Genomic DNA, 12,493 nt, shown 5'->3' with positions numbered 1-12,493 from the left:
ATGTGTTCGCGCATTTTTTTCAACAAGGATGGCCAACCAATGCTGGTAGGCCGGAATGAGGATTGGTTCGAGAGCTTGCAAACCAAAGTTTACGCGTTTCCCAAAGGGATGAAGCGTGACGGCGCGGTAGACCACAATCCTGAGACCTGGACATCGAAGTACGGAAGTATAGTTGGGGCCTGCTACGGCGCGGCAATTACTGATGGCATGAACGAAGCGGGATTGAACGCTAACCTGTTGTATCTCGCGGAGTCGGACTTTGGCGCTCGCGATACCTCAAAGGGTGGTCTGTCAGTTTCGATTTTTGCACAATGGATGCTCGACAACTTCGCGACGGTGGACGAAGTGCTCGCTGCGCTCGACAGCATACAGATCGTGCCAATCTACATGATGCATTTTGATGACAAGGTGCAGTCACCCTTCCACTACTCGATTGCCGACAAGACCGGAAATTCGGCGGTAATCGAGGTGTTGGACGGCGAGTTCAGCGTTCACAAAGGCCGTGACGTCACAATCATGACGAACTCGCCTCCATACGAACAACAGCTTGAAAACATGAAGAAGTATGTTGGTCTTGGCGGGGATCAACCGCTTCCGGGCGGCTCGCAGGCCGACGAACGTTTTGTGCGCGGCGCCTATTACCTCAGTGCGCTGCCTGAGGAGCCGGCTGACTACCATGAGGCTGTCGCAAATGTACTGGCCGTCATTCGCAACATGTCGACACCCTGGGGCATTAGTGATCCGGCCCGGCCCAACGTCTCCCCGACCCGCTGGCGCACCATCAGTGATCTAACCAATGGACGGTACTACTTCGAGTTCACTCAGAATCCGACAGTCGCTTGGATAGATTTGCACAAGCTCAACCTCAGCGACGGAGCGCCAGTCGTAATGTTCGATCTAAAGAAGGACATTCGAGCAACAGGAGAGGTTTCTGACTGCTTTAATCCGTCAAAAGAACTGGCGTGGTTGCGCGGCGGATCAGTGCTCAACCCAGCCGAATTGTGAATACCCAAAATAGCGGAGGAGATCCTGTCTCCTCCAATCTGATTTTCACAGGAGTAAGCAATTATGAACAGCGGCCCCGCCCCCAAACCTGTTGCGGCGTTCAAAGACGGTTTCACGCTCGAGGAGCAAAAACGCTTCAAGAACAATCCCAGTCTCGCTGATTGGTTGGGGGGAGGGGATGCATCTGTCTGGGTCAACATCAGACCGGCCGAAGCCTTTCCGTCAACAGCTGTTGTTCCAAACCGGTTACCACCAGCGGCCTTGCCGAAGTCTATCAACCCTGAAATCGGTAAGATCGCCACCGAAACCAAGAATTTCGGCAAAATAACTCTGGATGAGTACATGGTTCACCCCGACGGGCGGGCGCAGGCTTTCATGGTTATTCACAAGGGGTAGATCGTATACGAAAATTTCCCTGCGATGCATCCGACCGACAACCACGTCTGGATGTCTACAGCCAAGGTTTTGCCGGGATTGATCATAGGTATGCTCATTAGCGACGGCAAAATAGACGAACAGAAAACGGTGGGCGACTACGTCGATGAACTCAAGAATTCTGCCTGGGACGGGATCAAGATAATTGACGTCATGGACATGACGACCGGTCTTGATGTTCAGGAGATGCAGGACGGTATCTCCTATAAGCCTGGTTCTATCGTACAGCGCATGTTGTCAGCCGAATTCGGTATGCCGAATAACGGAGTGGTCGAAGATTTTGTGGACGTTTTGCGAGATGCCAAAAAGGTGCTCGAACCCGGATATCAGTACGATTACTCATCCGTGGCAACCCAAGTCCTTGTAATGCTGTGCGAAACAATCACCGGTGAACGCTGGGCGGAAACGGTGGACAAACGCGTCTGGTCGAAGGTTGGCTTCGAAGGACCTCTCCTTGTTCATACAACGCCTACTGGTTTGGCCGTTGGGCATGGCATGCTGAGCAGTCGTTTGTCAGACCTAGGACGTTTCGCGATGCTCTACACTCCAAGCTGGAGCAAGATAGCAAAGGAACAGGTGGTGACTGATGAAATCCTCGCGCGCATTCAGAATGGTACGCGTGACAAAGAGTTCTTCATGCGCGGCTACGGACCTGAAGAGGTGAGCCATCTCAATGACGACACCATGATTTCGAACAGCCGTCAGTGGGATGTACTCTGGCCAGATGGCGACATGTTCAAGGCTGGCTTCCAACGGCAGGCAATCTATGCGTCGCCGTCTCGCGATTTGGTTATTGTGCATTTCTCGGTGAACGCGGCGGACGATTCGATCATGCACTACCTGAGGCCCATCGCGACGTCGGGGCTTTTTGACTGAACAATATGAATGCAATGTAAATCGGAGTAACTGAAATGAAACCACGTACTACTGTTGCAGAGATTTCGGGTCTTCTGCCATCCATAGGCCATCGTATTGTTCATTCACCAGACGATCCAATGAGCGTACCGGGCGCTAAAGTTTCATTGCCAATAAGCGTTGTGCGGGATGGATTTGACCTCGAATTTATCGCCGCAGCGAGGAAAAATTTCAGCAATACGCATATGCAGCTTGGCGGCGATCATGCGCTTTACTACACAACGCATTTCACCGAATTCGTCACTGGATCCCTGGCCAATCCTCACGGTCCCGTCAGCGAGTTAACGCGTCGCCCGGATCCGTCTTTGGGCGCGTTAACTTACACGCTTGGCGATGGTACAGAATCCGCGCCTCTGGACGAACATATTGTCGACTTCAATTCTCGCGTACAGGGTGTGATGATCCTTCACAAAGGCGATGTCGTCTACGAGGCATTTCCCGGTATGCGGCCCGAGCAAGTGCACATATGGGCGTCGGTCGCGAAGTCGATGGTCGGAACGCTGCTGACGATGCTGGAGCTTGAAGGCAAGCTCGATACCTCCAAGCCGATTACAGACTATGCATCCGGGCTCAAGGGATCTGCATGGGACACGGTGCCGTTGATACATGCAATGAACATGGCTTCCGGTCTCGATATCACGGAAGACGCCAAGAACACGATGGATCCGAGGTCGGTTTTCCAGCGAATGTTGGCGGCGGATTTTGACGTGCCGAATGCTGATGGTGTGAAGGAAAACGAAAATGAAGTCCTTCGCGGTGCGGTGCAGCTTGAAGGTGAACCCGCCGGGAGCGCGGCGCGCTACAGTTCGGTTATTACAAAAGTGCTGTGCGAGGTCGTCGAAACGGTCACTCAGAAGGCTTACACTGCGGTCGTGGAAGAGCGCATCTGGTCCAAGATCGGTGCTCGCGCGCCATTGGTGATGAGCTTGTCCCCGGCCGGGCTGGCAATTGGCTACGGGGCACAGCATTCCACGCTCGAAGACTTGGCGCGCTACGCGCTGATCTTTACCCCAAGTTGGGACAAGGTGGCGGCCGAACCCATCGTTTCGTCCGACGTGCTGCGCAAAATGCAGACTGGTAGCAGTAAGGACGCCTACCTTGCTGGTGACTTCACCGACCATTCGTGGGTAAAGATGTGCTTTGGCAATGATATGCCAATCTTTAACTCGCACCAGTGGGATGCAGTTTGGGAAGACGGAGCGCTTTTCAAGCACGGGAATCTGTATCAGGGCATTTACACCGATCCGGCTCGCGATGTCGTGGGTGTGTTCTTCTCGACTTCGCCTGTCAATCTCGCACCGGACCTCAACCCCGGTTATATGCGCGCAGCGGCAAAGCAGCTGGCAGGCGGTTGAACATCGATGGGCCGCTCGTACGCTTTCGGGCGGCCCGCATTCCCACTATTCTGGGACCGGAGGTAGAAGTTCGTGGAACAACGCGGCAGTGTTAGTCTGAATCATACATGCTTTACCGTCACTGATATTGGCAAGACCATTCAGTTTTTCGAGGAATGTCTCGGTTATCAGGTAGAAGTCCGGCAGCAGGTGCCGGGGGTGATCGGACGCCTTATTGGAGTGCCGGATGCGACGGCAGAGCAGGCCTTTCTAAAAGGTAACGGAAGCCGGATCGAATTGCTTTGTTACCAGTCGCCATCCAATCGCACGGTCATTTCCTCATCGCCGGTAGATACAGGGTCCGTCCACATCGGCGTTTACGTTGACGATGCCAAGGCTGCGGTCGCCAAAGCCGCGGGGCACGGCTTCGCGCTTCTGGGTGACTTCATTGACGTGGACAGCGATCAATACTCCAGCCCGGTGAAAGCAGTTGCTTGGGTCCGAAACTCAGACGGTATCACAGTAGAGTTTTTAGAGATGAAGTAGTTGGCCGCGCGTACGCCACGCTTTCTTTGACCAGCGTATGAGAGGGAAAACAAGTGACTAACAATACACCAGGCAAGGCGGAATCCGACGCCCAGATCAGAGAATACTTAGTCGATCTGATGCAGCTCCTTCTATCTTGGAGCTGGGAAGGCGTTGTAGGCCATGAGGAAGTCGTGGAAAAGGCTGCCGCCTCTTTTGGTGTAAAGGATGTCACGGTCGTCTATGGTGCAGAGTCTGCAATTTTGGAGTACAAAGGTCAGACCGTTCTCGTGAAGGTAGATATGCCTGGGTTCCCGGCGCTCACGAACACGCAAAAACTAAAGAACCACCTAGCAGACGTCTTTGAAGGCAAGCTGACTCCGGAAGAAGCCCGCAAGAATCTTTCTGATCTGAAGTCGAGTAAACCTCCTTATTCGCCATTTCTCGTTTGGCTTGGCGTCGTCTCGGTGTCAGCGGCTTTTGCTGTTGAAGTCGTCGGTACGTGGGAAGGTATCTTTTTCGGCATTTTGACGGGCATGGCAACCGGTGCCGTGTTTCTGGCCGTGGACAAGAACCCGGCTTTGGCAAGGCTTGGTCCCTTAATTGCAGCATTTGCGAGTGGCCTGATTGCGATGGTCGGTTGGCAAACAGGTTATGCCTTAGCTGCACCGGGGCTTTTGCTGATCGCATCCACATTTGTCTTCATCCCAGGGGACTCCATCAGTATGCAGGCTTACGAGCTAGCGCAGGGTAGGTGGTCGCCTGCTGTAGATCGATTTTTCTACAGTGTCTTCATACTGGTGCTCTTGGCTTCTGGTGCATACTTCGCTGCGGTTGTTACTTCGACACCGGTCTCAGCTCTTCTCCCTGTTGCGCCCGACGGCGAGGAATTTCCATGGTGGGCCATCTATTTGGCTCGAATTCCATTCCTTCTTGGTATCATGTGGGCGTTTCAGATGGACAAGGACCATTTCCTGACTGCACTGGGCGTCTTGTTGCTCTCCACGGCTACAGCGCAGGCTGTAGCGATAGGCACAAACGGTATCTTTGGAACGTTGGTTTCAGCAGCGGTGTGTATGTACGTAAGCTTGTGGATTTCACAAAAACCACGCGCTGTTCCGACGTTTGTGCTGATGGTGCCGGTCGTTTTTGCGTTGTCACCCGGATCTCACGGTGTTCGTGAAATCGAAACGTGGATTTCTCATGGTGAGATGACAGGTGTTGCAGACCTCATGCCGCTGTTCGGCAATCTCCTCGCAATTGGCCTAGGGATGCTGATTGGACGAATGATCTCCGGGAAGCATTGGATCAAGGGGTTCGAGGAAAAAATGAGCGCATGATCATCGTTCCACCAATCCAAGATCACGAGCTACGCGTCACCCGAAAGCAAGCAGATTTTCGCGCGAAGAGTGCTTCGAAAAGCTGTTCTATTGGCACGTCAGTGCTGAGTGTTCTTGGTTTATGCCGCTGGACAAAGGTCATCGCAGCATTTCTTTGCTGGATGTTTATCGGTCAGCAAGCGATTGCGCAGGCAATCACGGAAGATATTGAGCCATTCGAAAGCCTGCCGCCGGTTTTGACGCATTCGCCACGAGACACGTTGCAGTCATTGGAAAACTTGCGCGAAGCTCTCATTGGCATCTACTTGGAATACCAGGTTGGGAAATCAGCTCAACAGTGGGAGCAACTGGTTCTAATCGGTGATGCGCTCATTTCACTTCTTGATCTAACGGAAGAAAACGTGGCGGAGAGACGTGATGCGAGCATTAGAACTGCCCTTGCTCTCATCGACATCATTGGTGAAGTTGGAACGGAAGAAGCGGAAGCTCTACCCGACGATGAGACGGTGTACTTGGAGGATCGAACTACTTTTTTGGTGCCCAATACCCCACTAATAATCCAAAGGGTCAACGCCGGAAACCGTGAGGGTGAGTTTCTTTTCTCGGCGAGTTCGTCGCAAATCGCACCACGCTACTTGCGTGAAATTGCAATGCAGTCACCGCATCGCGTCGGCGAGTTATGGAGCACTCGTTTTCTTCAACTCAGTGGTCCGTTTATCCCTGTGTTTGTCGAGAACGCTCTTCCCCCCGCCTCCCGTAAGATCTTTTGGGGAACCCCAATTTGGAAGATTTGTTTCACTGTCTTCTTCTTAATGATCTCTCTGGTACTTCTTTACGGGCTTAGATTTCTGCTTAACCGTCGCGTTGCTTCGGGACAAATGCCAGAATCGACACGGAAGTTCGTTTTTGCCAGCGCTGCGCTTTTGATCTTACTCGCGCTCAACAATTTCTTTAACAACCAACTCTTTTTGACAGGTTCTTTCGCTCTGACGGAGACCTTCTTTGCTACAATCGCGATCTATGCAGCTGCGGCCTTAACCTTCTGGCGGTTTATGTCCCTCTTGAGCGACAGGGTAGCCCAGAAAAAAACGTCCATCGTGCGTCAGTATGATGAAAGTATGATGCGGTTGCTCAACCATATTATCGCTCTTGTTGGAGCCACATGGATTCTCGCCTATGGAGCGCAAACCCTCGGATTCCCGCTCTTGAGCATTATCGCAGGACTTGGCGTTGGCGGTCTTGCAGTCGCACTCGCGATCCGCCCGACCCTTGAGAACCTGATCAGCGGCTTTGTGATCTATATGGAAAAGGCTGTGAAAGTTGGTGATTATTGCTCGTTCCTCGACAAGGAAGGAACAATTGAAAGTATTGGCGTACGATCAACCCACGTTCGTGGCTTGGACCGAACCACGATAGCCATTCCGAATTCCAAGTTTGTTAATATGGAGCTCGTCAACTGGGCCCGTTGTGATGAAATGATGATCCGGACAACGCTTGGCTTGCGACTTGAAACGGATACTGACCAGTTGAGGTACGTTCTCGCCGAAATTCGTTCAATGATGTATGCACACCCACGTATCACTTCAGATACAGCGCGGGTGAGGTTTATTGGTTATGGAGACTCATCTCTGAATATTGAAATTCGTGTTTACGCTCAAACCCGCGAGTGGAACGCATTTTATGCAATTCAGGAAGATGTCTTGTTCAGAACGAAGGAAATTGTCGAAGCTTCGGGTACTGGCTTCGCGTTTCCCAGCCAAACTGTCTACATGTCTCAGGACGGAGGGCTTGATGCTGCAAAGTCGAAGCATGCCGTCGAACAGGTTGAGCAGTGGCGCCGCCGACGTGATCTTCCATTCCCGGATTTTTCAACTGCCGAACGCGATAGGCTTGAGGGCACGTTACGTTACCCCCCAAGAGGATCTCCGGAATTTGATGGCCCGGACGATGAGAAAAGCAGTGTTGAGGAACCGTTGTCCGTTGAAGAGCCTGAAGCTGAAGAGACAAGCAACGGCGAGGATAGTGCACCTAACGATGAAGAAAATAGCCCGCTCCCTCAAACGCGAGATGACAAACCCTCATGAACGAAAGCCGTGGGAAGTCCTACTTTCAAACTCCCGTTTGGTCTCAGGAACTTAGCTACAAACAACCGGAAACCAATTGAACCTTCAAGTAATCGGCTCAGGAGATTGATGTTATGAGCGATGACGTGGAATCTCGCACCACCAGTTCTTTGATCGCCTCGCTCGTAACCGTCGGCGGAATGGTGGCACTGATATTCGCATCAGTTTTGCTGTTCGGTGAAAAAGCCGAAGATGGTCCATTACAGATTGCCATGACGCTTGGTCTCACACTTGCACTTGTGATCGCCATCACGACTGGCAATTCCGCCGAAGACCTCGCAGCGGTCATGTCCGATAGTATCAATTCAGCTCTGGGAACAATTTTTGTGCTGATTGCGGTGGGTGCTCTAATTGGAGCACTTTTTATGTCTGGGACGATTGCTTCAGTGATTTATTTCGGGGCTCAATACGGTTCGCCGCGCTTTCTGTACATAATCGTCTTTGTGGTCGCATCTGGTCTTTCGTATGCAATTGGAAGTTCATTCACCACGATAGCCGCTGTGGGTTTGCCGTTTGTAGCTCTCGCACCAGCTATGCAAGTTTCTCCACTGGTCACAGCAGCCGCTGCCGTTTGTGGAGCGTTTACGGGGGACAGCCTAGGTCGAATTTCAGATACCTTCATTCTCACGGCATCGGTGGTGGGTGCCGAAGCTAAGGACCACGCACGCGCGCTACGTACTGTCCTTGCGCCTGGCTGGATTGCTAGCGCAGTGCTTTTCCTTTTTCTTGGTTGGCGACACGGTATGTCTGACAACTATGACAGTGCTCAAATACTCCAGGCTATTGACGAGCATTTTACCGTGTCTTTCATCTCATTCTTGCCACTCATCTTGGTTCTCGTGCTGTCGGCGCGGACGACCGCGTTCTTGTCGTTGATGGCAGGAGCAATAACTGCGGCAGTACTCGCTGCATTTACACAGCAGGATCTGATTGACGCATTAATGATCGACGAGGGCCTTGGAGCGTTAGGAGGCTGGGGTAAGCTTTCACTTGAAGTATTGGGCAACGGTTTTTCACTAAACAGCGGGAGTGAAACACTCGATTCCACGTTCGTAGGCGGTGGCGTTGTGTCCATGTTGCCGACTATTTGGTTGATACTCGTTGCCGCTGCATTTGGAGCGCTGGTCGAGTTTACCGGGATGCTTAGGCGTTTGCTTGCTCCGCTGTTGGCCTGGGCCACTGGTGGCGCACGTCTGATTGTCGCTACAGCGGTAACTGGTATTGGCTTGAACGCGGCAACGGCAGATCCTTACATGTCGATAATACTCAATTCAGCGACCTATCGAGAACGCTATATAAAGGCTCGTCTGGAACCATATGTCGCCTCAGCAGCAATAGCGGGATCAGGGTCCATTTTTTCACCATTGATTCCGTGGAACGTTCATGGCGCCTTTGTGGCGGGCACAATGGGCATAGGTGTTCTTTCGATAGCGCCTTACGCCGTCCTGCTCTGGATCACACCCGTCGTTCTGATTGGTATTGGAATTACAAAGTTCAAGCGGGATGAAATCCCAGATTCCGTGACCGCGGAAGAGACCTATGGTTCCGAACCCAGCGAGCTCCCGCAGCGGCGAACTTCAACTTAGAGGACCGCATATTTTCCGACTTGGGGTGCCTTTCTGGAACGCGTTGTTACTTCGGTGACTATGCGGCTAACTACATGAAAAAGTACTTTTACATATGTATGCATATGTGAGTTGCCAACGAAAAATTGACTTGTGCGATCTGAGAAGGGCAGAGCGGTATCAGTTGTCCGTCCATCACGGCAGAGTCACTGTTCCACGACTCGATGCCAACGCTAAGACGTGCAGCCAGGGGCAATGGCCTCGTAACGGCCGCCCTTATTCGAGCTTTGGTGCGCATCGCGGAGGCAACTCCAGATGAAGGTGTGCGGGCTGTTGTAGATGAACTATCTGCGGTCAGAGATGAGACCCTAGAAAGCGATATGCTTAAGCGCGATATTGATAAGTTTTGTGGCCAGGTCGAAAACGCACTTGAACGAATTTAGTCACCCGTCCTGGACCATTGTAGTCCAGTTCGGCTGGGAGGGTGGTTTGTGAGTGGGCCATCCCCCAACTAATGGGAAAGTGCTTTTCGATTGGTCTTTGTTTCATTTCATCGAAATGTAGTCAGTGGGTGGTTAAACCAAACGGCTACTTTGTCCGCGTTAACGTCATTCGAGAGTGCTTCAGCTACGGCAGACAACATGATTTCCCGAACGTCGCGCATGTCCTAGTGAATGGCTTGGTGCAAGACTGAAAAGCGTGATTGTGAATGTCTGGTTTGGGCTGTGTGCCGTCGTAGGCACGGGAAGCAGCGAAGGTCCAATGCGAGCCCTAAGTTCAATTTTCTGCATCGTGCATCAATGCCGGAAGTGCAGAAGAAAGCTGTCGTTGAGTGTTCTATTCAAACCGCACCTTCTTCACTTTTTGGGTTGTGCTTTTGCTTCCAAGGGGTGTCTCATACAAATTGTAATGTGATCATTGGATCTTAGCCGTGTTCGACGCGTCGACATACCTTGCGATAACTTCGATTGCAGTCATCGGCACTGTTCACGTCTTCTGCGTGTCTTTTTACCGGAGATTCCCCGCCCTGGCAGGCTGGCTTTCTGATTTTTCATCTGGGATCGGACTTGGCTATGCTTTCCTTTTCTTACTGCCAAAAATCGGTGAGTTGTCGGCCGATTTGGCTGCAAATGGGAAATGGGAAAACTCGCTGTTCGGTTATTCGCTCCTAGGATTTCTCATTTACTACTTGCTTGAAGCCAGTCGCGACACGGGGGCCGATAACAGGTTGTCGCTTGGCTTGGACACGGTGGCACTTGGAACCTATAACTGCTTGCTTGCCATTACCGTCATGCAAACGACGGGAACATCACCTGAGCTGTACGCTGTTGGAACGTTGGCCTATTCATTGCATTTGTTTGGGGTGAATATCTTTCTCTATAAGACCCACCCCGGACACATGTCTGGATGGCTACGCGCATACTTTGTCGCGTCGCTTGCAGTCGGCATATTGATCGGTCTCAACGCAGACAAAAGTAGCATGATCTATTCAATTGCGACTGGGTTAACAGGAGGTGTGATAATAGCCCTGTCTCTTCGGGTTAAACTACCCAGCTTTTCGGCAGTGAATACAAAAGCTCTGTTGATTGGTGTGGTGTTTGCTGCGGTCGCAGTCGAGGTCACCCGGTACTGACCCGACGACACTGTTAAGTCTTTCCGAAGTAAAAGCCGAGCCATTTGGCTCAGCTTACCAGATTAAGATAATCTGAAATTCATTTACTCAAAGTCTCTGCAATTCCTTTCATCGCAACCATAGAGTCCAGGTACATAGGTGTATTTTGAACGTCTGGCTGGCTTGATAGCTTCACCATAACCACATTGGCTTTCTGGTTCACATACAATAGCTGCCCATAGACACCAATGCCGTAAAACGCACCTTTTTCTCTGTCTTTCACCCAAACCTGATTACGGTAGTGGAAGCCTTCAAACACCTCTGCATATGCGCTTTTCTCATAAGCTGCGATAACGTCATCATTTGCTTGAATCGTGTCAGCTATCCAATCAGGAGGAATAACTTGAGTGTCGTAAACCTTTCCGTTGTCCAGCATCATTATGCCAAATCGCAATAGGTCACGAGAGCTGGTAAATAACCCACCACTCGTTTGCACAATCCTTTTGGGCCCTAGTTCGCTATATGCAGGGTCCTGAGCACCGATGTCCTGCCACAACTCGGCCAGTACATCCAGATAGCTTTCTCCAGTTGCCGACTCGATAACCATACCCAGCAACGCAGATAGCACTGAACGGTAACTATAAACTTCACCGTCTTCTACCAAGGTCTCGCGATCACTAAGAGAGATCATGTACTCCTTAACGCCCGACTCTGTATCACAAATTTCAACTTTTTCAGAGAGGTCCTGACCAAACGCACAGAACAGATCACCAGCATCGTCTAAGTAGCCGCTAGAAGCATCTTTCCAATCAACAGCAGCGGTCATATCAAGTAGGTGTCTAACCGTTGTATTTTTGAATGCTGGGCCTTCCAACTCTGGCAGGTATTCGGTGATCAGCTTTTTAGGATCTAATTCTCCCGCCTCAACCGCCAGCCCTGCTGCCATACCCAACACTGTCTTGGTGATCGAGTGAATGCGGTGAGGCGTATCAGCTCTCATACCATTGAAGTACTTTTCAGCGACCAATTTGCCATCGTGATAAATCAAAAAGCTATCGGTATGCGTTTGATGCAACCAATCGTTGATGTTCCGTTCTTCACTATTGCTAGCTGTGAAAACAAAAGTCTCAAGCTCAGTTGGGTATGCCGCTTTTTCCAAAGCACGTACCCAATCTGACGGTGGAACTCGTGCTAATTCGCCAAAAACATTTGTGCCTTCGAATATCCAAGGGCTTCTATCTACGGACTCAACGGTTTCATCCCAGAAATAACCAGCCTCTGCGCTTACTGGTTGTGTAGAAGCAGTAAATACCGCACCGGAGGCCAAAAGAGCGATAGCAATAGCGGAAGTCACTAACAGCTTGTTTGCATTTCTTTTCATTTTGGGGATCTCCGTCCGACTAGACAATCTCTGAACAATCCAGCCATGCTTCAGCTCTGGTGTCTAGCCTCTTGTGTTTGAGCAGCCTCATCTGACTGGTCCAATTTGATTGTTAGTGCATCGTCGGCCTGTAATCCATTGGGATGGTGGTTTCAGGTGCTGGCGGGCGATAGCCCAATGCACTGTGGGGCCGCTTTGTGTTGTAGTGTCTCCTCCATTGTTCGATCAGAATTTGAGCTTCGCGTAGGCTGTAGAAGA

At 51.2% G+C, this 12,493-nt stretch carries 11 protein-coding genes; 9 read left to right on the top strand and 2 right to left on the bottom strand.

Annotated features, from left to right (window positions below):
- From ACR0MS_RS19190 to ACR0MS_RS19150, 9 genes are all read left to right on the top strand, one after another.
- Positions 1-1,005 (top strand): linear amide C-N hydrolase, encoded by a 1,005-nt coding sequence (locus tag ACR0MS_RS19190; RefSeq protein ID WP_480577559.1) that lies wholly within the window; start codon positions 1-3, stop codon positions 1,003-1,005.
- Between the two features lie 63 nt (positions 1,006-1,068).
- Positions 1,069-1,401, top strand: coding sequence for a hypothetical protein (locus ACR0MS_RS19185; RefSeq protein WP_480577562.1), 333 nt, complete (start codon positions 1,069-1,071; stop codon positions 1,399-1,401).
- A gap of 24 nt (positions 1,402-1,425) precedes the next feature.
- Positions 1,426-2,316 carry a serine hydrolase domain-containing protein gene (locus ACR0MS_RS19180; RefSeq protein WP_480577565.1) on the top strand — a complete coding sequence of 297 codons (891 nt, stop codon included), beginning with the start codon at positions 1,426-1,428 and terminating at the stop codon, positions 2,314-2,316.
- Positions 2,317-2,351: 35 nt separating this feature from the next.
- On the top strand, positions 2,352-3,710 hold the full coding sequence (locus ACR0MS_RS19175) for a serine hydrolase domain-containing protein (protein WP_480577568.1): 1,359 nt from the start codon (positions 2,352-2,354) through the stop codon (positions 3,708-3,710).
- Between the two features lie 72 nt (positions 3,711-3,782).
- A complete protein-coding gene (locus tag ACR0MS_RS19170) occupies positions 3,783-4,235 on the top strand; it encodes a VOC family protein (RefSeq protein WP_170782343.1) in 453 nt (150 codons plus the stop codon).
- Between the two features lie 53 nt (positions 4,236-4,288).
- Positions 4,289-5,554: a threonine/serine exporter family protein gene (locus tag ACR0MS_RS19165; protein ID WP_480577572.1), complete on the top strand. Its 1,266-nt coding sequence runs from the start codon at positions 4,289-4,291 to the stop codon at positions 5,552-5,554.
- Positions 5,551-7,638 carry a mechanosensitive ion channel family protein gene (locus tag ACR0MS_RS19160; RefSeq protein WP_480577575.1) on the top strand — a complete coding sequence of 696 codons (2,088 nt, stop codon included), beginning with the start codon at positions 5,551-5,553 and terminating at the stop codon, positions 7,636-7,638. Before ACR0MS_RS19165 ends, ACR0MS_RS19160 begins: the two co-directional genes overlap by 4 nt.
- Before the next feature lie 113 nt (positions 7,639-7,751).
- A complete protein-coding gene (locus tag ACR0MS_RS19155) occupies positions 7,752-9,263 on the top strand; it encodes a Na+/H+ antiporter NhaC family protein (RefSeq protein ID WP_480577578.1) in 1,512 nt (503 codons plus the stop codon).
- A gap of 910 nt (positions 9,264-10,173) precedes the next feature.
- Positions 10,174-10,875 (top strand): hypothetical protein, encoded by a 702-nt coding sequence (locus tag ACR0MS_RS19150; protein ID WP_480577581.1) that lies wholly within the window; start codon positions 10,174-10,176, stop codon positions 10,873-10,875.
- 79 nt (positions 10,876-10,954) lie between these two features.
- On the opposite strand, the gene ACR0MS_RS19145 is transcribed toward ACR0MS_RS19150, so the two are convergent.
- Positions 10,955-12,235: a serine hydrolase domain-containing protein gene (locus ACR0MS_RS19145; protein ID WP_480577584.1), complete on the bottom strand. Its 1,281-nt coding sequence runs from the start codon at positions 12,233-12,235 to the stop codon at positions 10,955-10,957.
- A 112-nt stretch (positions 12,236-12,347) separates the two neighbouring features.
- A partial coding sequence (locus tag ACR0MS_RS19140) for an integrase core domain-containing protein (protein ID WP_480579026.1) occupies positions 12,348-12,493 on the bottom strand: 146 nt, incomplete at its 5' end.

Source organism: Ruegeria sp. CJ2, from assembly GCF_056536745.1.
This window is presented reverse-complemented; position numbering and strand designations above follow the sequence as displayed.